This window comes from Methylobacterium isbiliense (assembly GCF_022179325.1).
GTDB classification, from domain to species: Bacteria; Pseudomonadota; Alphaproteobacteria; order Rhizobiales; family Beijerinckiaceae; genus Methylobacterium; species Methylobacterium isbiliense.
The window spans coordinates 19,092-40,311 of sequence record NZ_BPQQ01000023.1 but is presented as its reverse complement, the minus strand read 5'-3'; the positions used below and the strand labels follow the sequence as shown (position 1 = coordinate 40,311).

General features: G+C 71.1%; 17 protein-coding genes and 1 riboswitch. Of the genes, 9 read left to right on the top strand and 8 right to left on the bottom strand.

Features of this window, described 5'->3' with window-relative positions; translation table 11 throughout:
- Window positions 1-23: 23 nt before the first annotated feature.
- From MFF61_RS11265 to MFF61_RS11240, 6 genes are all read left to right on the top strand, one after another.
- Window positions 24-1,085: a threonine aldolase family protein gene (locus MFF61_RS11265; RefSeq protein WP_238235215.1), complete on the top strand. Its 1,062-nt coding sequence runs from the start codon at window positions 24-26 to the stop codon at window positions 1,083-1,085.
- Window positions 1,086-1,312: 227 nt separating this feature from the next.
- A complete protein-coding gene (locus MFF61_RS11260; RefSeq protein WP_238235214.1) occupies window positions 1,313-2,203 on the top strand; it encodes a hypothetical protein in 891 nt (296 codons plus the stop codon).
- 362 nt (window positions 2,204-2,565) lie between these two features.
- On the top strand, window positions 2,566-3,780 hold the full coding sequence (locus MFF61_RS11255) for an ABC transporter substrate-binding protein (protein WP_238235213.1): 1,215 nt from the start codon (window positions 2,566-2,568) through the stop codon (window positions 3,778-3,780).
- A gap of 106 nt (window positions 3,781-3,886) precedes the next feature.
- Window positions 3,887-4,759, top strand: coding sequence for a branched-chain amino acid ABC transporter permease (locus tag MFF61_RS11250; protein WP_238235212.1), 873 nt, complete (start codon window positions 3,887-3,889; stop codon window positions 4,757-4,759).
- Between the two features lie 52 nt (window positions 4,760-4,811).
- Complete coding sequence (locus MFF61_RS11245; RefSeq protein WP_238235211.1) at window positions 4,812-6,866, top strand: branched-chain amino acid ABC transporter ATP-binding protein/permease; 2,055 nt, start codon at window positions 4,812-4,814, stop codon at window positions 6,864-6,866.
- Window positions 6,867-6,870: 4 nt separating this feature from the next.
- Window positions 6,871-7,593 (top strand): ABC transporter ATP-binding protein, encoded by a 723-nt coding sequence (locus tag MFF61_RS11240; protein WP_238235210.1) that lies wholly within the window; start codon window positions 6,871-6,873, stop codon window positions 7,591-7,593.
- A 66-nt stretch (window positions 7,594-7,659) separates the two neighbouring features.
- On the opposite strand, the gene MFF61_RS11235 is transcribed toward MFF61_RS11240, so the two are convergent.
- The 3 genes from MFF61_RS11235 to MFF61_RS11225 form a co-directional block, all read right to left on the bottom strand.
- On the bottom strand, window positions 7,660-9,096 hold the full coding sequence (locus tag MFF61_RS11235) for a PepSY domain-containing protein (RefSeq protein WP_238235209.1): 1,437 nt from the start codon (window positions 9,094-9,096) through the stop codon (window positions 7,660-7,662).
- Between the two features lie 6 nt (window positions 9,097-9,102).
- On the bottom strand, window positions 9,103-11,241 hold the full coding sequence (locus tag MFF61_RS11230; protein ID WP_238235271.1) for a TonB-dependent receptor: 2,139 nt from the start codon (window positions 11,239-11,241) through the stop codon (window positions 9,103-9,105).
- 187 nt (window positions 11,242-11,428) lie between these two features.
- Window positions 11,429-11,625: riboswitch (cobalamin riboswitch) on the bottom strand.
- 255 nt (window positions 11,626-11,880) lie between these two features.
- A complete protein-coding gene (locus tag MFF61_RS11225; protein ID WP_238235208.1) occupies window positions 11,881-12,972 on the bottom strand; it encodes an adenylate/guanylate cyclase domain-containing protein in 1,092 nt (363 codons plus the stop codon).
- Between MFF61_RS11225 and MFF61_RS11220 the strand changes: the two genes are divergently transcribed.
- Window positions 12,953-13,138: a hypothetical protein gene (locus tag MFF61_RS11220; protein ID WP_238235207.1), complete on the top strand. Its 186-nt coding sequence runs from the start codon at window positions 12,953-12,955 to the stop codon at window positions 13,136-13,138. The genes MFF61_RS11225 and MFF61_RS11220 overlap by 20 nt on opposite strands.
- Before the next feature lie 129 nt (window positions 13,139-13,267).
- Here the strand turns inward: MFF61_RS11220 and MFF61_RS11215 are convergent, their stop codons facing one another.
- On the bottom strand, window positions 13,268-14,134 hold the full coding sequence (locus tag MFF61_RS11215; protein WP_238235206.1) for a UTP--glucose-1-phosphate uridylyltransferase: 867 nt from the start codon (window positions 14,132-14,134) through the stop codon (window positions 13,268-13,270).
- Between the two features lie 144 nt (window positions 14,135-14,278).
- On the opposite strand from MFF61_RS11215, the gene galE reads away from it, so the two are divergent.
- Both galE and MFF61_RS11205 read left to right on the top strand, forming a co-directional pair.
- Window positions 14,279-15,268 carry a UDP-glucose 4-epimerase GalE gene (gene galE / locus MFF61_RS11210; RefSeq protein ID WP_238235205.1) on the top strand — a complete coding sequence of 330 codons (990 nt, stop codon included), beginning with the start codon at window positions 14,279-14,281 and terminating at the stop codon, window positions 15,266-15,268.
- 4 nt (window positions 15,269-15,272) lie between these two features.
- Complete coding sequence (locus tag MFF61_RS11205; protein ID WP_238235204.1) at window positions 15,273-16,454, top strand: lytic murein transglycosylase; 1,182 nt, start codon at window positions 15,273-15,275, stop codon at window positions 16,452-16,454.
- Window positions 16,455-16,461: 7 nt separating this feature from the next.
- On the opposite strand, the gene MFF61_RS11200 is transcribed toward MFF61_RS11205, so the two are convergent.
- The 4 genes from MFF61_RS11200 to ycaC all read right to left on the bottom strand — a co-directional run bounded on the left by MFF61_RS11200 (window position 16,462) and on the right by ycaC (window position 21,134).
- Window positions 16,462-18,696: a xanthine dehydrogenase family protein molybdopterin-binding subunit gene (locus MFF61_RS11200; RefSeq protein WP_238235203.1), complete on the bottom strand. Its 2,235-nt coding sequence runs from the start codon at window positions 18,694-18,696 to the stop codon at window positions 16,462-16,464.
- The gene (locus MFF61_RS11195) at window positions 18,689-19,750 is read right to left on the bottom strand and encodes an FAD binding domain-containing protein (protein WP_238235202.1); all 1,062 of its coding nucleotides are present in this window, start codon (window positions 19,748-19,750) and stop codon (window positions 18,689-18,691) included. The genes MFF61_RS11200 and MFF61_RS11195 overlap by 8 nt, the downstream gene beginning before the upstream one ends.
- The gene (locus tag MFF61_RS11190; RefSeq protein ID WP_238235201.1) at window positions 19,747-20,244 is read right to left on the bottom strand and encodes a (2Fe-2S)-binding protein; all 498 of its coding nucleotides are present in this window, start codon (window positions 20,242-20,244) and stop codon (window positions 19,747-19,749) included. Before MFF61_RS11190 ends, MFF61_RS11195 begins: the two co-directional genes overlap by 4 nt.
- A gap of 242 nt (window positions 20,245-20,486) precedes the next feature.
- Entirely contained in the window at window positions 20,487-21,134 is a 648-nt protein-coding gene (gene ycaC / locus MFF61_RS11185; protein ID WP_238235200.1) for an isochorismate family cysteine hydrolase YcaC, read from the bottom strand.
- Window positions 21,135-21,220 lie beyond the last annotated feature (86 nt).

The window sequence follows — 21,220 nt, the reverse complement described above, 5'->3', positions numbered from 1 at the left end:
CCACGGCCCGAGAGGGAGAGTGCATGAACTTCGCGAGCGACAACGTGACCGGCGCGAGCGCCCCCATCCTCGATGCGCTGGTGCAGGCGAATGCGGGCGCGATGCCCGCCTACGGCGAGGATCCGCTGACGGCGAGCCTCACGGCCCGTTTCCGCGAGGTGTTCGAGCATCCCGAACTCGCGGTGTATCCCGTCGCCACCGGCACGGCGGCCAATGCGCTCGCCCTCGCCGCGATGGTGCCGCCCTACGGGCTCTGCCTCTGTCACGCGCAGGCGCATGTCACCACCGACGAGTGCGGCGCGCCGGAATTCTTCACCCACGGCGCCAAGCTCGCCCACCTGCCCGGCACGGGCGCTCGGATCGACCCCGGGGCGCTCGAAGCCGCACTCGCGCGCCTGCCCCGCTCGGTGCACCGGATGCCGGCCCACGCCCTCTCGCTGTCGCAGGCCAGCGAGGCCGGCCTCGTCTACGCGCCGGAGGCGGTGGCGCGCCTGTCCGGCATCGCCCGCCGGCACGGCCTGACGGTGCACATGGATGGGGCACGCCTCGCCAACGCCGTCGCGAGGCTCGGCTGCCGCCCGGCCGAGATCACGTGGCGGGCGGGCGTCGACGTCCTGTCCTTCGGGGCGAGCAAGAACGGGGCGCTCGCCGCCGAGGCGATCGTGGTCTTCCGGCCGGACCTCGCGGATTCGATCGCCTATCGCCGCAAACGCGCCGGGCACCTGCTGTCGAAGGGACGGCTCCTCGCCGCCCAGCTCCACGCCTACCTGGCGGACGATCACTGGCTCGCCAACGCCAGCCACGCCAACCGCCTGGCGGACCGCCTCGCCCGCGGCCTGCGGGCGGTCGCCGGGGTGCGGCTCGCCTGGCCCGTGGAGGCGAACGAGGTGTTCCCGATCCTGCCCGTGCGCCTCGCGCGCGGGCTGCGGGCGGGGGGCGCCGTCTTTTACGACTGGCCCACGGAGAGCCTGGCCCCCGGGGAGAGCGTGGGGGAGGACGAGGTGCTGGTGCGCCTGATCACCGCGTTCTCGACGCCCGAGGCGGAGGTGGACGCCCTCCTGGCGCTGGCCCGGGACAGCGCCTGAATCTCGCTCTGGCGCGCGCCGCAGGGGCGTGCGGTCCTGCGGCAGTCCGTAGCGCGCGACGGTCGCGTCCGGAACCCGCATCAGCCGAACCGACGAGGCCTCCCGAAAGCGGCACCCGTCGCAGATCCCCGCATTCCCGCCCCATTCCGCGGGTCTAACTCGCCCGTCCGAGCACAAGGGGAATGCGGGGATAACCCGTCGACCCCGAAACCAAGGGAATGCGGGACATGATCGCTCTGCGGTCTACTCGGAGCGCGGCCCTCGCGGCCGCGCTCGCCTTCACGGGTCTCCTGAACGCCCTCGGCGCCGCGACTTCGGTCCGCGCGCAGGGGTTCTACGGGGTCGAGGAGGTCGACGCCGTGCTCGCGCCGCGCGCCGTGCTCGGGCGCCTCAGCCGCGACGGCTACCGGGCCTTCTCGCATCCCCGTTTCGACGGCGAGGTCTACACGCTCGACGCCGACAGCCCCTGGGGCAACCGGGTGCGGCTGGTGGTGGATGCCCGCAGCGGCCGGCTGCTCGACCGCGAGCGCATCGAGGCGCCGCTCTTGCCCCCGGGGGTGATCCCAGGCGGCCGCCGTCCCGGCTACGGCTGGACCGAGGCGGATGTGCGCGTGCCGCCCGCCTCCGAGCCGATCCGGGACCCCGCGCTGCGCTCGCCCTATCGGGGCGACATGACCTACGGCCGCGAGGTGCCCATGGAGGAGCGGCGCGTCGCGACCCGGCCGGGTCTGCTGCCGTCCGACCGGCCGGACGTGTCGCGCGTCGCTCCCGCGCCTCCCTCCGCGCCCGCGGCCCCGTCTGGGCAGGGCGCCAATCCGCTCGGCCTGAACCCGGACAGCCCCGAGGCGCGCGGCGCCCGCCGTCCGGAGACGCCGCGCAAGGTCGCCAAGCCGGCCAAGCCCGTCGAGAGCCCGGCCGCCCTGATCGAGCCGAAGCCCGCCGCCCCGGCGCCGGAGCCCAACCCCGCGCCGAAGCCTGCCGAGGCCGTCGCGGCCGCGAGCCCGCCCCCGGCCGCCAAGCCGGTGGATGCGGGCTGGAAGTCGCCCCCCGACGGCAACCGTCCGGTGCGCGTCATCGGCGGCATCACCCCGGTCCCGGGCAAGGACGAGGCGAAGTAGCCGGGTCGCCGGCGGCGACGCCGCTGGCCTCTCCGGGCACTCCCGACGGACCCGTTGGGAGTCAGGCTCCGGACGGGGCCCGCGGAGGGCTCGTGCTGGTCGCGCGCATCAGGCGCGGGCGCTCAGGCGTAAGAACCGTCAGACGAAGCGACCGGTTCGCGGCTTCCCCAGCGTAGAAGCGGCGGCACCGCCGAACTTCCCAAAGCACCTCCCGGCGGCGACCGGGCGCCGAGGCGCTTGTCATCCCCATCCCTCTAGATCTAAAGACGCGCTCGACAAGGGCGGGCGGCTTGGGTTTCATCCGCCGCTCCTAGGCCGATCCATGCGGGTCGGCAGAAGAAACGATCTCGGAGGAGACACCGATGCGATTGCCCTTCACCGCCCTTGCGGCGGCGCTCGTCTGTGCGACCGCGCTCGCCGGCAGCGCCCAGGCGGCCGACCCGATCAAGATCGGCGTGTCCGGCCCGTTCACCGGCGGTTCGTCCTCGATGGGCGTGTCGATGCGCGACGGCGTGCGCCTCGCGGTGGCGGAGATCAACAAGAAGGGCGGCGTTCTGGGCCGTCAGCTCCAGATCGTCGAGCGTGACGACGAGGCGAAGAACGAGGTCGGCGCCCAGGTCGCGCAGGAGCTGATCAACAAGGAGAAGGTCGTCGCGACCCTCGGCTTCATCAACACCGGCGTGGCGCTTGCCGCCCAGCGCTTCTACCAGGAAGCCGAGATCCCGGTGATCAACAACGTGGCCACCGGCACGATCATCACCAATCAGTTCAATCCGCCGGACTACGACGCCAACTACGTCTTCCGCACCTCGGCCTACGACGTGCTGCAGGCCGGGATGATGGCCGACGAGGCGATCGCCCGCGGCTTCAAGAAGATCGCCATCCTGGCGGATTCGACCAATTACGGCCAGCTCGGCCGTGAGGACCTCGAGAAGTACCTCAAGGCCAAGGGCGTGACCCCGGTCGCGGTCGAGAAGTTCAACATCAAGGACGTCGACATGACGGCCCAGCTGTTGAAGTCGCAGGCGGCGGGTGCGGACGTGATCCTGGCCTACGGCATCGGGCCGGAACTCGGACAGATCGCCAACGGCATGGCCAAGCTCGGCTGGAAGGTGCCGATGATCACCTCGTGGCCGGCCTCGATGCAGAGCTTCATCGATATCGCGGGCGCCAACGGCAACGGCGTGACGATGCCCCAGACCTTCATCGAGGACCAGACCCTGCCCCGGCGCAAGGCGTTCCTCGAAGGCTACTACTCGACCTTCAAGGTCAACAAGATCCCGACCCCGGTGGCCGGCGCGCAGGGCTACGACTCGGTCTACCTCCTGGCGGCGGCGATCCAGCAGGCCGGCAGCACCAGCGGGCCGAAGATCCGCGCGGCGCTCGAAGACCTCAAGGAGAAGGTCGAAGGCGTGGTGACGACCTACGACAAGCCCTTCACCAAGACCGACCACAACGCCATCACCCGCAACATGGTGGTGTTCGGCAAGGTGCAGGACGGCCGGATCGTCTACGCCAAGGAAGAGGACGCCAAGAATGCCGGCGTCATCCGCGTGAAGGAGAAGGCGTCGAACTGACGCCTCGCGCCCGGGCCCGCGGCCCGGGTTCCCTGCCTGAGCCCGAAGCCCGCGCGGCCCCCGCGCGGGCCTTGTCCCATCCACGGCCGCCCCCTGGGTCCCCTCGATGACCATCTTCCTGCAACTCGTGGCGAGCGGCGTCGCGGTCGGCATGATCTATGCCGCCATCGCGTTCGGCTACCAGCTCACCTTCGCCACCTCGAAGACCCTGAATTTCGGACAGGGCGAGGCGCTGGCGCTCGGCGCGCTGTTCGGCCTCACGCTGGTGCCCTTCACCGGCTACTGGCTGATGCTGCCGCTGGTGCTGATCTTCGGCTTCGCCCTCGGCGCGGTGGTCGAGCGGCTCGGCGTGCGCCCGGCAGTGAAGATCAAGTCCGAGTACGGGTGGATCATGGCCACCATCGCGCTCGGCATCATCTTCCGCAACGTCGCCGAGAACATCTGGGGCCGTGACGACCTCAAGTTCCCCTCGCCGCTGCCCGAGACCGCCCTGAGCTTCGAGGGCATCCGCGTGCTGCCGATGGAGCTCTTGATCGTCGCCGGCGCGCTCCTGATGATGCTCGCGGTCGAGCTCTTCAACCGCAAGTCGATCTGGGGCAAAGCGGTGGTCGCCACCTCGAACGACATCGACGCGGCCGGCCTGATGGGCATCAACACCCGCAAGGTCATCACCCTGTCCTACTCGATCAGCGCCATGACGGCGGCCTTCGCGGGCGTGCTGGTCGCCCCCGTGACGCTCACGGGCGCCACGATGGGCGCCGTGCTGGCGCTGAAGGCCTTCGCGGTGGCGATCATCGGCGGCCTCGAATCGGGCCTCGGCGTCATCGTGGGCGGCCTGATCCTCGGCATCGTCGAGACGCTGACCGGCTTCTACATCTCGACCGGCTACAAGGACGTGCCGGGGCTGATCCTGCTCCTCCTCGTTCTCGCGGTCAGGCCGGTGGGCCTGTTCGGCAAGGCCGTGATCAAGAAGGTCTGATGGGGGCCACGCGCCCTCGTCCCGCTCCACTCTGCCTCAGGGTTTCCTCATCATGGCGCAGTCCGCCCAAGCGCTCGCCCGCGAGACCGTCCCGCCCGCCGCCCCGGCGGCGGCCGGGCTCGGTCGCTTCACCGGCCTGATCGGCGCGGCCCTCCTGGTCCTGTTCCTGGCGGCGTTCCCCCTCGTCGTCACGAGCCAGTACTACGTCCACCTCCTGATGGTGATCGCGATCTACGCGATCCTGATCCTCGGCCTCGACATCGTGGTCGGCTATACGGGCCAGGTGAGCCTCGGGCATGCGGGCCTGTTCGGGGTCGGCGCCTACTCGGCGGCGGTGCTGTTCCTGCATTTCAAGCTCGGCCTGTGGTGGGGCATCCTGGCCGGCATCGGCGTCACGGCGGGCTTCGGCCTGCTCCTCGCCATCCCGGCGCTGCGGGTGAGCGGCCCGTACCTCGCGATGGTGACGCTCGCCTTCGGCACGATCATCCAGATCTTCATCAACGAGATGACGCCGCTGACGAACGGCCCGCTCGGCATCACCCTGCCGCCGGCCCGGGTCATCGACTTCTCCCTCCTCGGCATGCAGGCCCCCTGGGGCGCGGCGGGGCGCAAGCTCGAATTCTACTATCTCGTCTGCCTCTGCCTGCTGCTCACCATCGTGGTGGTGAACCGGATCGTGCGCTCGCCGTTCGGGCGCGCCTTCGAGGCGCTGCGCGACTCGCCCATCGCCTGCGACTGCATGGGCGTCAGCGTCTACCGCTACAAGGTCTACGCCTTCGTGGTCTCGGCTGCCCTCGCGGGCCTCGCGGGTGCGCTGTTCGCGTGGTCGGAGCGCTACGTCGCCCCGAACTCCTACGGCTTCGAACTCACGGTGCTGTTCCTGCTCGCCGTCACGATGGGCGGGCGCAAGTCGCGCGCCGGCCCGCTGATCGGGGCGGCCATCATCGTGATGATGCCGAACATCCTGGCCGACATCGCGCTCGTGCGCATCATGGCGGGAATCATCGCGGCGGTGGCGCTGGTGATCCTGGCGGCGGCCTTCCTGCGCCGGCAGGAGAACCGCACCGCCATCCTGATCCCGGCGCTGCTCTGCATCGCCTTCTTCCCGGCGACGCTGGCCATGCAGTCGGTGACGGATTTCCGTCTCACCGTCTTCGGGCTGATGATCCTGTTCGTGGTCTACTACCTGCCGGAGGGCATCGTCGGTTACATCCGCGAGAAGCTGCCCTTCCTGCGCCCGGCTCATACGGGCGAGGGCACGGCGCTGTCCTCCTCGGGCGAGGCGCTGATCCAGCAGGGCGGGCGCGCGGGCGCCGATCCGCTCCTCAAGGTCGAGGGCGCGGTGATGCAGTTCGGCGGCCTCAAGGCGCTGGCGGGCGTGAACCTCGACGTGCGCCCGGGCACGATCCACGGCCTGATCGGGCCGAACGGCTCGGGCAAGAGCACGATGATGAACGTACTCACGGGCATCTACAAACCCACCGACGGCGGCGTGACGCTCGCGGCGGGGGCAGGCTCCGGCAAGCGCCTCGATGGCCTCACCCCCTCCGACATCGCGCTCTCGGGCGTGGCCCGCACCTTCCAGAACGTGCAGCTCTTCCGGGAGATGACCGCGCTGGAGAACGTGCTCGTCGGGCTCCACCACGCCTTCCACGGCACGATCTTCGACGCGATCCTCGGCACGCCGCGGCGGCGGCGCGAGGAGCGCGAGGCCCGCGCCCGCGCCATGGCGATCCTCGACTTCGTGGGCCTCGGCAGCCTCGCGCAGGTCGAGGCGCGCAACCTGCCCTACGGCAAGCAGCGCCTGCTGGAGATCGGCCGCGCGCTCGCGCTCGACCCGGTGCTCCTGCTCCTCGACGAGCCGGCGGCGGGCCTCACCGCCCCCGACATCGCGGAGCTCATCACCATCATCCGCAAGATCCGGGATGCGGGCATCACCGTCATCCTGATCGAGCACCACATGGACGTGGTGATGGGGCTGTGCGATCGCGTCAGCGTGCTCGATTTCGGCCACAAGATCGCGGAGGGCAGCGCCCGCGAGGTCCAGGCCGACCCCAAGGTCATCGAAGCCTATCTCGGCAGCCCGGTTGCCGACGCCGCGGAGTAGCCCGATGCTCGACGTCACCGGATTGGCCGCCGGCTACGGCCAGGTCGAGGTGCTGCACGGCCTCACCTTCGCGGTGCCGAAGGGGCAGGTCGTCACCCTGATCGGCTCGAACGGCGCCGGCAAAACCACGACGATGCGGGCGCTCTCGGGGATGATCAAGCCGAAGGCCGGCTCGATCCGCCTCAACGGCCGCGAGATCGCCGGTCTCGACAGCCACGAGGTCGCCCGCACCGGGCTCGCCCACTCGCCCGAGGGGCGCCGGGTGTTTCCGACGCTCACCGTCGAGGACAACCTGACGCTCGGCGCCTTCCCGCGGCTCACCGGCTCGCGCCCCAAGGGCGACGTCTCGGCCGACCGCGAGCGCGTCTACGAACTCTTCCCGCGCCTCAAGGAGCGGCGTGCGCAGCTCGCCGGCACCCTCTCGGGCGGCGAGCAGCAGATGCTGGCGATGGGCCGTGCGCTGATGCTGCGTCCGGAGATCCTGCTCCTCGACGAACCCTCGATGGGGCTCGCGCCGAAGCTGGTGGAGGAGGTCTTCCGCACCATCCGCCGGCTGAAGGAGGAGGCGGTGACGATGCTGCTCGTCGAGCAGTTCGCCATGGCGGCCCTCGGCGTCGCCGACCACGCCTACGTGCTGGAGAACGGCCGCATCCGCTTCCAGGGCCCGGCCGCCCAGCTGCGCAACGATCCGGCGGTGCGCGCGGCCTATCTCGGCGGCAGCCACTGATGCGCGCGCCGGCGTCCGATCGCGTGACGATCGGACGCCGCTCCCGGCCTTGGTCGCGGCCGGGCGTCAGCGCAGCCGCCGCCAGCCGATCACGACCCCGGACACCGAGATGATCAGGCCGGCGGCCGACAGGAGCCAGACCACCGCGTCCCAGGCCGGTCGCCGCTGTAGCAGAAACAGGAAGTCGAAGCTGTGCTGCGCGTGGAACAGCCACCGGTAGGCGCGTGAGGAGCGATCCACCCGCCCGAGGATCTCTCCGGTGGCGGGATCGACGTGGAACCACGTCGCGTCGGGATCGTCGAACGTCACGCGCAGCACCGGAAGGCGGCGCTGCTGGTGATGCGAGTACCAGTAGGCGTCCTCCCCGGTCAGCAGCACCGCCCTGGTGAGCGCCGCCTCCGGCAGCAGCCGTCGTGCCGCTTCCACGATCCTGCCCCCCTCCCCGTCCGGCGCACAGCAGACCACTGGGGGTCCCTCCCGGCAGGTGAGGATCGCGCGCGGCTCCCCCGCCAGCCAGCTGAAGCGCACCTCGGTCGGGTCGGCGCAAGCGGCGGCGCGGATGCGATCGAGATCCAGGCCGGAGCGGGGCTCGACCACCCCCGCGTAGCGCTCCAGCATCGCCTGCGTGGGCGCGCGCGGGCCGAACCATTGATTCGGGTTCATCGACAGCCAGCCGCTGGCGATGAAGGTCACGAGCGTCAGGCCGCCCACCAGCCCGCCGAGATGATGCCATGCGGCCCAGCCGCGGTAGGGAGAGATCGACCCCGACGCGTAGCGCCGGCGCACCCGCACCCGCAGCAGCCCGACCCACAATCCGGTGAGCGCCCCGACAGCGGCGAACCCGGAGACCCAGAGCACCACGTCCCGCCACAAAGCCGCCTGCGCCCGCAGCGGCGTGAGGTAGATCCAGTGCGGGATGGCGCCGAGCCAGTTCCAGAACCGCTCCGTCGCGGAGGTGTCGAGGGCGATCTGGCCCGTCCGCGCGGACACGTAGAGCCGCGTCCCGTCCCGGTCGCCCAAGGCCACGAGGTGGAACGGCCGCAGCCGGTCGTAGCGCGCCGTCACCGACCATTGGTCGCGCTCGATCGTGCCGAGACCCCGGGGCTGCACCGCCCGGGGATCCCGTGCGGCGACGGCGAGCGCCGTCGTCGCGTCGACGCCATCGATCGGCCGGCCATCGGCCGCCGAGATGGTGTGCTGGCCGCCGTTCCAGGCCACGATCCGGTAGACCGGTTCCCGGTCGAGCATCGAGAGGCGCAGCTCTCGCGGAAAGCGGTGCTGCCCGGCCGCGCCGAGCGCTGCCTCGGGAGAGAGGGTGACACGCTCCCAGGCGAGCCCCGGCAGAGCTGCGCGCCGCTCCGCCTCCGTCAGGCTCGGGAAGCCGACATACATCATCACCACGCCGGAGACGAACCAGATCACGAACAGCAGGCAGGTCGCGATCCCGAGCCAGCGGTGGCCGAGATACAGCCACCGCCTCAGGCGCTTCACGAGCGGGCGCATCGCGGCTCAGAACGCGGTGGTGTAGGCCACCTCGACCGAGCGAGGGCGGCCCAGCAGCCAGTAGGTGGACCCGCCCGTCACCGGGTAGACCCTGTCGAGCAGGTTGTAGACCCGGACGCTGAAGCGCGAGGTCTCGGTGACGCGGTAGTCGAGGCTCGCGTTCACCACCTCGTAGGACGGACGCCGCACGGTGTTGGCGAAGTCGCTGTAGGTCTCACCGACGAACTGCACGCCGACTCGGGCCTCCCAGCGCGGTGCGAAGGCCCAGGACAGCCAGAGATTGGCCACGCGCTCCGGCACGTTGATCGGCTGCTTGCCCGCGAAGTTGACGGCGACGCCGCCGACGGCCTGCTGGAAGTCGTCGTACTGCGCGTGCAGCAGGGCGAGGTTGCCCTCGATGCGCCAGTCCTCCCACAGACCGAGCGAGACGAAGGCCTCGACCCCGTGCGAGGACTGGCTGCCGACCTGGATCGCCACGGTCGGGCGCTGCGGATCGACGGTGAGCAGGTTGTCCTTCCGGATCCGGTAGCCGGCGAGCGTGAACTCACCCCGGCCGCCCCAGAACACCTGCTTGTAGCCGACCTCGACCTGCTCGCCGGTCGAGAGTTCGAAGTCCTTCTGCGCCAGCGACAGCGTGATCAGCGAGTTCACCGGATCGACCGCCGTGGCGTAGCTCGCGTAGAGCGACGTGTCTGGCGTCGGGTTGAAGACGGCCCCGAAGCGGTAGCTGACCGCGCTGAAGTCCTTGGTGAAGCTGTTGGCCGGATTGCGCAGATCCTCCCGGCGGACGGTCGGCGCATCGTAGCGCACGCCCGCGATGAGCGAGAGCTGATCCGTGACGATCAGCCGGTCCTCCGCGAACAGCGAGTACTGGTCGGAGGTCGTGGCGTAGCCGGGGCTGGTTCCGTTCACCCGCAGGAAGTTGCCGGGCAAGAAGACGTAGGGATCGACGGTGCTGACGCCGCCGTAAGGCGAATTGTTGGTGTGCAGGAAGTCGATATGGTTGACGTCGAAGCCAACCACGAACTCGTCCCTGAACCCGAATAGGCTGCCCTGGACCGTCGCATCGAGGCGATTGCCGATCTGCTCCTGGTCGTGGAAGATCTCGACGTAGTCGGAGCGCCGGATCAGGCCGGTTGCCGGCACGAAGGCATAGGTCTCGGCGTTGCGCCAGCGGCGGTTCGAGGTGAGACGATAGGCGGTGTTGCGGAGGGTGACGTCCGCGCTGGGGGTCCACTCGGTCTTGAGCTGGGTCCAGTTGTCCCTGAAGATGATCCGGCTGTCGTCGACGGTATAGTTGTTGAACCGGGTGCCCGGATCGATGCGCCCGCCGATCAGCGGCGTGCCGAAGTAGCGCAGCGGCTCCTGGTAGCCGTAATCGTGCGACAGTGTGAAGGCGAGGTCGGGCGTGGCCTGAAACAGCAGCGCGCCGGAGATCGCGAGGTTCGAGAACCCGCCGTTCTGCCGCAGCCAGCCGTCGGCTTGGTTGCCGCTCACGTTGAGGCGGTAGAACAGGCTTTCGCCGATCGGACCGCCCGAGTCGAAGGCGAGGCGCTTGATGCCGTCCGAGCCCAGCGCGGCGCGGGCCGCATTGACTGGCACGAGGGTCGGCTTCTTGGGCACCACGTTGATGATGCCGCCGATGGCACCGTCACCGTAGAGCACGGAGGCCGGACCGCGCAGCACCTCGATGCGATCGACGTTCCAGGTGTCGAACGGATAGGTGATGGTGCCGGCCCCGACATAGAGCCGGGTGCCGTCGTAGAGTTGCATCACCGAGTTGACGCCGGCAAAGCCGCGGGAGGTGTAGGAGCCAAAGCCGTTGCCGGGTGCACCGAGCGTGGTGATGCCGGTGGCGTTCTGGGTGATGGCCTCCTGGACCGTCTCCTGCCCGCGCTCGCGGATCTTCTGCCCGGAGATGATCTCGATGCTGGCCGGTGTTTCGAGCGACGAGAGGTCGAGGCGGCTGCCGCTGCGGTTCGGGGTGGCGAGATTGAGCCCGGTCGGCGCGGCCGTGTAGGGGGTGGGCGCCAGCAGGTTCACGCCCGACCCCCGGCCCGCGACGGTGATCTGGTCGAGGGCCATCACGCTCCCGCCGGATGCGGCTGCCTGCTCCTGGGCCTGTGCACGCAGGGGCACGAGCATCGCCGCGGCGGTCGACAGGAGCAGCGCGGCCGTCACGCCTGAGCGGAATGGGTCAACAATCTGGGGGGAGAGCGAGAACACGGATGAGTCTCGGGCAACGGCAGTGGCACGTCACCGCGAGCAAGGTCGGGCGGGCGCAATGGCCCGCTTCGACACCCGTCAGGACACCCCGCCCGACGCGTTTCGCGTGTGACCACGGCTGACGGCAGGTCTCCTGGCTCACGGGTCAGGGCCCGCCACCGTCTTCCCGGGTGAGGCACCCAGTGACATCGGTGGTGGAGGGCTCGCCGCTTACAGTTGCGGGGGCAGCCGCGGCCTCGGGCCTCAAGCCCTCACCGCGTTCCCTTTTGATCCCCGAGGGGAACCGTCACAGCTTGTGTTGCAGGCCTCTGTTCAAGGGTCAAGGCGCGCGGCCCAGGAACCGTGACCAGTGTCGGGTGAAGCACAGGCCATCCACATCGTCCATCCGCCGCGCGGCCGGCGGGGATAAATCAAACCGGGACGGCGGAACAAGGCCGTCTGCATCGCGCAAAAGACCAGGACAGTAAAAGTTTGCTGTCTTGTCTGCTGCCCGAGTGCAGCGAGGTAAGCGTCGGGATTGTGGCGCAAGCGGGTGCGGGCGGCGCGGGCCTGCCGCCGTTAACCGGCGCGCGCCGCCAAGCCCGGCATCGCCAGCCCGTCGTCGAGATCGGCTCCCGCGCGGCCGCCGGCCTCGCCGACCGCCTGCAGTCTGCGGCTCTCGGCGAGGGCGTGAACCGTCATGATTCCGCTGCGGCCCCGCAGGCGTTGCGGCCCGAGCGCTTCGGCCTCGATGCCCTCGGGCAGGGCGGGCAGGCGAGACAGCACCGCATCCGAGATCAGCACGGACCGCCCAGCCTCACGGCACAGGCCTTCCAGTCGGGCCGTGGCGTTAATGACGTCGCCGAAATACGCGATCTTATGCCGGTCGACGCCGACTTCCGCCGTGACCACGCTGCCGCCGTGCAGGGCGGCGCGCACCTCCGGCACGAGGCCGAAGCGCGCGATCCACGCCCTGCGGTCGCGGATGAGCGTCTGGCGGATGGCGAAGACGCAGGCGACGCAGCGGGCCTGCTCGACACCTCGCGCGAGCGGCCAGGAGATGATCACTTGGTCGCCGACGTAATCGTCCACCTGCCCGCGATGCCGGCGAACCGGCTCGGCGATCGCCGCGAAGACCGCTTTCAGCAGGTCCTGCGCGGCCAGGTCGCCGTGCCTCTCCGCATAGGCGGTCGAGCCGACGAGATCGAGGAACAGGAACACCCGCTCCTCGCTGACCGGGCGGTGGTAGCGCCCGAGAACGAGGTTGATGAAGGTCTCACCGCCGATCAGGTCGCGGACGCGCAGGGCGGCGATGATCAGCGCCGACACCACCATCGCGTACGGGATGGAGGACCATTTGGGCGTCACGGCCTCCGTCAGGGTCTTCTCGCTGACGCCGAGCGTCCACATCACCGCGCCGGTCACGAGTTTTGCGGCGAGGATCACGACCAGCAGGCTGGTCTCGGCGGCGGCGAAGTAGGCCAGGGTCGGCAAGCGTCGCAGCCGCTCGCGGTAGCCGGCGAAGCAGACGCCGCGTTCATACGCGATCGCGAGAACGCCGATGCAGCCGCCATAGATCATGCCGATGACCGACGGCCCGTCCTGGAACAGGAACCCGTGCAGGGCGCCGAAGCCCGCGCAGACGGCGCCGATGATGATCCAGAAGGTCACGGAACCGTTCGCCATCAGCTTCCTGGGGCTCGGGAGCGCCACGGATCAGTTGACGGGGCAATCAGGGCGGCAGGATGACCGGGCGGGCTTCGAGAGCGAAGCCTCGGCTGCGGCCCGGCGCTCGGCCAAAAAAAAGGCCGTTCGCGAGGAACGGCCCGAAGTCTAGGGAGGAAACGCCCAAGGAGGGCAGCGAGACCGCGACGCCATCGCGATCTCGCAATGCACAATTTAAGGCGCAGTGCACAAACCGCAAGTAGAATTTAACGCGGGGCCCCGCGCAGCGCGCATGCCACCGTCACGCCCCGCGCATCAGCTCGGCAATTTCACGCTTCAGGTCGTCGCGCAGGTCGTCGCGCTCCAGCGCGTAGGCGAGGTTGGCGACGAGGAAGCCGAGCTTCGAGCCGGTGTCGTAGGTCTTGCCGCGGTAGCGCATACCGTAGAAGGACTGCGTGTCGGCCAGCCGCTTCATCGCGTCGGTGAGCTGGATCTCGCCGCCCGCGCCCTTCTCGCCCTTCTCCAGGATCGCGAAGACCTCGGGCTGCAGGATGTAGCGGCCGGAGATGATGAAGTTCGACGGCGCGGTGCCTTTCGGCGGCTTCTCGACCATCCCGGTGATCTGGAACGTGTCGCCGTACTCCTCGCCGACGCTGACGATGCCGTACTGGTGGGTCTGGTCGGGGGCGACCTCCTCCACCGCGATGATGTTGCCGCCGTGGCGCTCGTAGGCGGCCAGCATCTGCGTCATGCTGCCCCGGCTCAGCATGTCGGGCAGGATCACCGCGAAGGGCTCGTCGCCGACGATCTCGCGCGCGCACCACACCGCGTGGCCGAGTCCGAGCGGCGCCTGCTGGCGGGTGAAGCTGGTCTGCCCGGCCTGCGGCAGGTCGCGCTTCAGCTCCTCGTAGGCCGCCTGCTTGCCGCGCTCCTGAAGCGTGCGGTCGAGCTCGTAGGCGATGTCGAAATGGTCCTCGATCACGCCCTTGCCGCGGCCGGTGACGAAGATGAAGTGCTCGATGCCGGCCTCCCGGGCCTCGTCGACCACGTGCTGCACCACCGGCCGGTCCACGACCGTCAGCATCTCCTTGGGCACCGCCTTGGTGGCCGGGAGGAAGCGGGTGCCAAGGCCCGCGACAGGCAGGACGGCTTTGCGAATCGGCTTCATCGTGCGTGATCCGGTGGAACGAGTGGGGGAACGGGATGACCCGGCACTGCGCCAGCCATACCCCGGCGCGGCGCAGCGGGACAGGTCATTGACGCCGAAGCGAGGCCGGCTAGTGATCGAAGCGCACAAGCGCGGGAGCGGGGCATGGCGGTACTGGTGACGGGTGGGGCCGGGTACATCGGCAGCCACATGGTTCTGGCGCTGCTCGATGCCGGCCAGGACGAGGTGGTGGTGATCGACGATCTCTCCACCGGCTTCGCCTGGGCGCTGCCGCCGGAGGTCACCCTGGTGCAGGGCGACATGGGCGACCAAGCCCTCGTCGCCGAGACGATCCGCCGCCACAAGGTCGACGCCATCGCCCATTTCGCGGCCAAGATCGTGGTGCCGGACTCGGTCACCGACCCGCTCGGCTACTACCTCAACAACACCGTCAAGTCGCGCGCGCTCATCGAGACCGCGGTGCGCGAGGGCGTGCGGCACGTGATCTTCTCCTCCACCGCCGCGGTCTACGGCGAGCCCGCCGTGGTGCCGGTGCCCGAGGATCTGCCGACGAACCCGATCAACCCCTACGGCCGCTCCAAGCTGATGACCGAGTGGATGCTGGCCGATGCGGCGCGCGCGCACGGTCTCGCCACCGTGGTGCTGCGCTACTTCAACGTCGCGGGCGCCGATCCGCGCGGGCGCTCCGGCCAGTCCACCCCGAACGCCACGCATCTCATCAAGGTGGCGACGCAGGCCGCGCTCGGCACCCGCAGCCACATGGAGGTGTTCGGCACCGACTATCCGACCCCGGACGGCTCGTGCCTGCGCGATTACATCCAGGTCTCGGACCTCGCCGATGCCCATCTGGTCGCCCTCAACCACCTGCGCGGCGGCGGGGAGAGCCTGACGCTCAACTGCGGCTACGGCCAGGGCTATTCGGTGCTGGAGGTGATCCAGGTGGTCAAGGAGGTGTCGGGCCGCGATTTCGAGGTGCGCCTCTCGCCGCGCCGCCCCGGCGATCCGTCGCGGATCGTGGCCGAGGCGGAGCGCATCCGGGGCCTCGGCTGGACGCCCAGGCACGACGACCTGCGCGCCATCGTCTCGCAGGCGCTCGCCTGGGAAGGCTCGCTCGCCACGCGCAACCAGCGCTGAGGCGATGCGCCGGCTCCTGCTCGCGCCGCTCCTGCTGCTCGCCGCGCTCTCAGGGGCGGCCGCGCAGCCGGACGGGTTCCGGGCCTGGATCGAGGGGCTGTGGCCGCTGGCGCGCGAGCGCGGCGTGTCGCGCGCGACCTTCGACGCGGCCTTCCGGGACGTGCCGGGTCCCGATCCCGCCGTGCTCGCGCGGATCCGCCGCCAGGGCGAGTTCGGCCGGCCGGTCTGGGACTATCTCGCGGGCGCCGTCTCGGCCGGGCGGATCGCCCGCGGCCGGGCCGAGGCGGCGCGCCGGGCCGAGACGCTCGCGGCCATCGAGGCGACCTACGGGGTGCCCGCGTCCGTGCTCCTGGCCTTCTGGGGCATGGAATCCGATTTCGGCGGCGGAACCGGCGGCACTTCGGTCGTCCGGGCGCTGGCGACCCTCGCGCAAGCCGGGCACCGCGGCACCCTGTTTCGCGACGAACTCCTTTCCGCGCTCACCATCCTGGAGCGGGGGGAGGCCAGTCCCGACACGCTGCGCGGCTCCTGGGCCGGCGCGATGGGCCAGACGCAGTTCCTGCCCTCCGCCTACCTGCGGGCGGCGGTGGATTTCGACCGCGACGGACGGCGCGACATCTGGACCTCGGTGCCCGACGCCCTCGCCTCGATCGCCAGCTTCCTGCGGCAGGCGGGCTGGCAGCCGGGATTGCCCTGGGGCGCGGAGGTGCGCCTGCCGGCGGGTTTCGACCTGTCGCGCTACCGCGGCCCCTTCCCGGATTTCGCCGCCCGCGGGGTGGTGCGGACGGACGGCACCGCCCTCCCGCGGACCGGCGAGGCGAGCCTGTTCCTGCCCGGCGGCGCAGGCGGGCCGGTCTTCCTGATCGGCGACAACTTCGAGGCGATCCGCGCTTACAACACCTCGGACGCCTACGCGCTGGCGGTCGGCCATCTCGCCGACCGCATCGCGGGCGCCCCGGCCCTGTCCGCCCCCTGGCCGGTGACGGCGCCCCGTCTCGACCAGGCGGGCGTCAAGGCGCTGCAGCAGGGCCTCGCGGCGCACGGCCACTATGCCGGCCCCTTCGACGGCCGGGCGGGGCCGAAGCTGCGCGAGGCGGTGCGCCGCTACCAGATCGCCGCCGGCCTGCCGGCGGACGGCTACGCGACGCCCGCGCTGCTGCGGCGCCTGCAGGGCGCGGCAGAGTAGCCGCCCCTCACAGCAGCCTGTCGAGGGTGATCGGGAACTGCCGCACCCGCACGCCGGTGGCGTGCCAGACGGCATTGGCGATGGCGCCCGCCGTGCCCGTGACGCCGATCTCGCCCACGCCCTTGATGCCGAGCGCGTTGACGTGGGGGTCCTCCTCCTCGACCAGGATCGCGTCGAGGGAGGGCACGTCGGCGTTCACCGGCACGTGGTACTCGGCGAGGTTGGCGTTCATGATCCGGCCCGAGCGCGGGTCGGTCACCGCCTGCTCGTGCAGCGCGAAGGACACGCCCCAGATCATGCCGCCGTAATACTGGCTGCGCACGAGGCGCGGATTGATGATCCGCCCGGCCGCGAAGGCGCCGACGAGGCGGGTGCAGCGGATCTGCCCGAGATCGGGGTCCACCTTCACCTCGGCGAAGACCGCCCCGTGGGCGTGCATGGCGTAGGAATCCCGCAGCCCGGGATCCCCCGCCCCGGTGCCTCTTCCCTCGATGCTGTCGAGGTCCGCGCGGGCGAGGATGTCGGTGAAGGCCTCGCCGCGGCTCTCGTCGTCGCGGCGCAGCAGCCGCCCGCCGCGGGCCACCACCCCGGCATTGCCCGCGCCGTAGAGCGGCGAGCGCTCATCGCCGGTGGCGAGCGCGGCCAGCTTGGCCAGCACGTCCGATCCGGCCGCGTGGATCGCCGCCCCGGCGGTGGCGGTGTGGGCCGAGCCGCCCGCGATGCCGGCATTCGGCAGGCGGGAATCGCCCATGCGGAACTCCACCGCGTCGAGGTCGAGGCCGAGCGCGTCGGTGGCGATCTGGGCGAGCGCCGTCCAGGCCCCCTGCCCCATGTCGTGCGCGCCGATCTCCACCGCGCCGCCGCCGTCGCGGCGCAGCACCGCCCTCGCCTCGGCCTGGAACATCAGCGCCGGGAAGGTCGCGGTGCCGACGCCCCAGCCGACGAGCAGCCCGTCCGCGTCGCGCATCCGGCGCGGTTCCAGCGGCCGATCCCTCCAGCCGAACCGCTCCGCCCCTTGCGCGTAGCAGGCGCGCAGGGCCTTCGATGAGAAGGGCCGGCCAGTGAGCGGCTCGGTGTCGGCGTAGTTGCGCAGGCGGAACTCCAGCGGATCGAGGCCGCAGGCGAGCGCGAGCTCGTCGATCGCGCTCTCCAGCGCCGCGCTGCCAGACGCCTCCCCGGGCGCGCGCATGAACAGCGGCGTGCCGGTGTCGAGCCGCACCGCCTCGTGCGTGGTCGAGAGGGCCGGCGCGGCGTAGAGCGTGTGGGAGACGCCGCCCGCCGGCTCGAAGAAGTCGTCGAACGTGCTCGACGCCGTGAGGGTGTGGTGGTCGAGGGCGGTGAGCCGCCCGTCGCTGTCGGCGCCGAGCCGCAGGGTCTGGCGCGTCGGGGCGCGGTGGCCGACCGGGCCGTACATCTGCTCGCGGCGCAGCACGAGCTTCACCGGCCGCCCGACGAGGCGGGCCGCCATCGCGCCGAGCACCTGCGGCCCGGAGATCAGGCCCTTCGAGCCGAAGCCGCCGCCGAGGAACGGGCTGCGGATATGGATCTGGTCCGGCGCGATGCCGAACAGGCCGGCGAGCCGCCCCTGCGCGATGGCCATCCCCTGACTCGGCGTATCGAGCGTGAGCGCGTCGCCGTCCCAGGCGGCCACGACGGCATGCGGCTCCATGGCGTTGTGGTACTGGGCGGGCGTCTCGTAGGTGGCCTCGATCCGCTCGGCGGCCTGCGCGAGGCCCGCCGCGACGTCGCCGCGGGACACCGCCGCGGGATCGCCGACGCCGATCGCCTCGGGCACGAAGGGCGCCGCGGCATCGAGCCCGACCCGGGCCGGCTCCGCCTCGTAGGCGGGAGCCAGCAGGGCCGCGCCCTCGGTGGCCGCCTCCAGCGTCTCGGCGATCACCACGGCGATCGGCTGGCCGGGATAGCGCACCCGGTCGTCCTGCAGCAGGTCGAGGCGGAAGGTGAAGGGCTCGCGCTTCTCGTCGGGATGCCGGGCGAGCGCGGGCGCGTTCTGCGGCGTCATCACGGCGACCACGCCCGGATGGGCCTCTGCCGCCGCGACGTCGAGGCGCGCGACGCGGCCGCGCGCCGCCGTGCTCGTCGCGACGACCGCGTGCAGCAGGCCTTCCGGATGGGCGTCGGCGGCGAAGCGGGCGGCGCCCGTGACCTTCAGGCGGCCCTCGCGCCGGGTGAGCGGCTGGCCGGTATTCGACCCGTGGCGGACGCGGACGACCTCAGACATGGGCGGGCGCTCCTGCGATGTGGGCGGGGAAGACCGAGGCCGGCAGCGCGGGCAGGCGCGACGGCCGGCCCTCAGCGGCGCGGGCGAGCGTGCGGGCGACGAGACGGGCGGCGAGGGTGATCTTGTGGGCGTTGTCGCCCGACGGCGCGGCGGCGGCCATCGCGGCCTCGCCGGCCCTGCGGAAGAGCGCCGGGTCGATGTCCGCGCCCGCGAGCAGCGCCTCCGCCTCGCGGGCGCGCCAGGGCTTGTGCGCGACGCCGCCGAGGGCGATGCGCGCCTCCGCGATCCGCTCGCCCTCGACGCGAAGCCCCGCGCAGACCGAGACCACCGCAAAGGCATAGGACGTCCGCTCGCGCACCTTCAGGTAGCGGGACTGCGCTGCGAAGCCTGCCGCCTCGGGCGGCAGGCGCAGCGCCACGATCAGGTCGCCCGGCTCCAGCACGGTCTCGCGGTCGGGGTGCTCCCCGGGCAGGCGGTGGAAGCCGTCGAGCGCCACCTCGCGCCGCCCGCCTCGCCCCTCGATCTCCACCACGGCGTCGAGGGCCGCCAGCGCCACGCAGAAATCGGACGGGTGCGTGGCGATGCAGCGCTCGCTCCAGCCGAGCACCGCGTGCTGGCGCGTCTCGCCGCCGCGCGCGTCGCAGCCGGCGCCGGGATTACGCTTGTTGCAGGCGCTCGCCGGGTCGGCGAAGTAGGCGCAGCGCGTGCGCTGCAGGACGTTGCCGGCCGCGGTGGCGGCGTTGCGCAGCTGGGCCGAGGCCCCGGAGAGCAGCGCCTCGGCCAGCGCCGGATAGGTCGCAGCCACGTGCGGGTCGTGCGCGAGATCAGCGTTGCGCACCAGGGCGCCGATGCGCAGGCCACCGTCCGGCAGCCGCTCGATCCGGTCGAGGCCCGGCAGGCGGGTCAGGTCCACGAGGCGGGAGGGGCGCACGACGCCGCCCTTCATCAGGTCGACGAGGTTGGTGCCGCCCGCCAGGAAGACCGTGCCGGCCTCGGCGCCCGCCGCGACCGCCTCGGCGACCGTGCCGGCGCGCAGGTAGTCGAACCGGTTCATGCCGCCTCTCCCTGGCTCTGCTGGCGCAGGCGGGCCTGCGCGTCGAGGACGGCCTCGGTGATGCCCGCATAGGCGGCGCAGCGGCAGAGATTGCCGCTCATGCCCTCCCGCACGCGCTCGGGATCGTCGCCGGCCTGTCCCTCGCGGATCAGCCCGACCGCCGACATGATCTGCCCGGGCGTGCAGAAGCCGCACTGAAAGGCGTCGTGGGCCACGAACGCCTCCTGGACCGGATGCAGGGCGCCGCCCTCCGCCAGCCCCTCGATGGTGAGCACCTGCGCCCCGTCAAGGCTGACCGCGAGGGCCAGACAGGCATTCACCCGCCGGCCGTCGACCAGCACCGTGCAGGCGCCGCATTGCCCGCGGTCGCAGCCCTTCTTGGCACCCGTGAGGTGGAGACGTTCGCGCAGGAGGTCGAGGAGCGTCACGCGCGCGTCCTCCAGCATCACCGTACGGGAGGTGCCGTTGACGGTGAGGGTGATCGGGATGGTCATGCCGCCCAGTTCCCTGACTGAAACGCCGGGCAGGTAGGTTCTTGCTGCCGAACGACCAGTCTTGCGGGCGGAAGCGCCCCTGCGTTGCACCGCCGCATGGGCGGCGGCTGCCCTAGAGCACCGTCCGAGGACGCAGCGACCGCTCCGCCGCAGAAGATGCGGGCACATCACCTGCTGAGAGCAGCATCCGGCCCGGTGGAACCGGTTGCTGCTCCGGAATAGCATCGGTCGGTGATCGCGCCTCAGGCCGCGGGCTTGCCGGAGGGGATCGCCCCCTTGGTGGCCGCGTAGCTCGTCATCAGGTTGCGGTAGTCGGGGATGTGGTTCGACAGGAGCGTCGCCAGCCCCTCGACGTCGCGGCGCCAGTCGCGGTGGAGTTCGCAGGCCACCGCGAACCACGTCATCATCTGCACGCCCGCCGCCGCGATCCGGTTCCAGGCCGCGTCCCGCACCACCTCGTTGAAGGTGCCGGAGGCGTCCGTGACCGCGAAGACCTCGAAGCCTTCCTCGATCGCCGACAGGGCCGGGAAGGCGACGCAGACCTCCGTGACCACGCCCGCGATGATGAGCTGACGGCGGCCGGTGGCCTTCACGGCGGCGACGAAGTCGGGGTTGTCCCAGGCGTTGATCTGGCCGGGACGGGCGATGTAGGGCGCCTCGGGAAATTTCTCCTTCAGCTCCGGTATCAGCGGCCCGTTCGGCCCCTCCTCGAAGCTTGTCGTCAGGATGGTCGGAAGCTGGAAGTAGGCCGCGAGGTCGGCCACCGCCAGCACGTTGTTTCGGAACCGGTCCGGATCGAAATCCCGCACCAGAGACAGCAGGCCGGCCTGGTGATCGACCAGGAGAACCGCAGCGTTGTTGATGTCGAGGCGGCTGTAGGGCTTGCTCATCTGTCGTCTCCGTCCAAGAACCGGGGCCTCGGCGAGGCGGTCCGTTCCGTTCACGAGAAAGAACTTAGATCCGGGACGATCGTGGC

Coding starts and splice junctions, on each gene's coding strand:
- ycaC (WP_238235200.1), bottom strand. CDS start 21,134: ATGAGCAAGCCCTACAGCCGCCTCGACATCAACAACGCTGCGGTTCTC.
- MFF61_RS11230 (WP_238235271.1), bottom strand. CDS start 11,241: ATGCTCGTGCCCCTGCGTGCACAGGCCCAGGAGCAGGCAGCCGCATCC.
- MFF61_RS11205 (WP_238235204.1), top strand. CDS start 15,273: ATGCGCCGGCTCCTGCTCGCGCCGCTCCTGCTGCTCGCCGCGCTCTCA.
- MFF61_RS11245 (WP_238235211.1), top strand. CDS start 4,812: ATGGCGCAGTCCGCCCAAGCGCTCGCCCGCGAGACCGTCCCGCCCGCC.
- galE (WP_238235205.1), top strand. CDS start 14,279: ATGGCGGTACTGGTGACGGGTGGGGCCGGGTACATCGGCAGCCACATG.
- MFF61_RS11235 (WP_238235209.1), bottom strand. CDS start 9,096: ATGCGCCCGCTCGTGAAGCGCCTGAGGCGGTGGCTGTATCTCGGCCAC.
- MFF61_RS11255 (WP_238235213.1), top strand. CDS start 2,566: ATGCGATTGCCCTTCACCGCCCTTGCGGCGGCGCTCGTCTGTGCGACC.
- MFF61_RS11220 (WP_238235207.1), top strand. CDS start 12,953: ATGATGATCCAGAAGGTCACGGAACCGTTCGCCATCAGCTTCCTGGGG.
- MFF61_RS11200 (WP_238235203.1), bottom strand. CDS start 18,696: ATGTCTGAGGTCGTCCGCGTCCGCCACGGGTCGAATACCGGCCAGCCG.
- MFF61_RS11260 (WP_238235214.1), top strand. CDS start 1,313: ATGATCGCTCTGCGGTCTACTCGGAGCGCGGCCCTCGCGGCCGCGCTC.
- MFF61_RS11240 (WP_238235210.1), top strand. CDS start 6,871: ATGCTCGACGTCACCGGATTGGCCGCCGGCTACGGCCAGGTCGAGGTG.
- MFF61_RS11265 (WP_238235215.1), top strand. CDS start 24: ATGAACTTCGCGAGCGACAACGTGACCGGCGCGAGCGCCCCCATCCTC.
- MFF61_RS11195 (WP_238235202.1), bottom strand. CDS start 19,750: ATGAACCGGTTCGACTACCTGCGCGCCGGCACGGTCGCCGAGGCGGTC.
- MFF61_RS11215 (WP_238235206.1), bottom strand. CDS start 14,134: ATGAAGCCGATTCGCAAAGCCGTCCTGCCTGTCGCGGGCCTTGGCACC.
- MFF61_RS11250 (WP_238235212.1), top strand. CDS start 3,887: ATGACCATCTTCCTGCAACTCGTGGCGAGCGGCGTCGCGGTCGGCATG.
- MFF61_RS11190 (WP_238235201.1), bottom strand. CDS start 20,244: ATGACCATCCCGATCACCCTCACCGTCAACGGCACCTCCCGTACGGTG.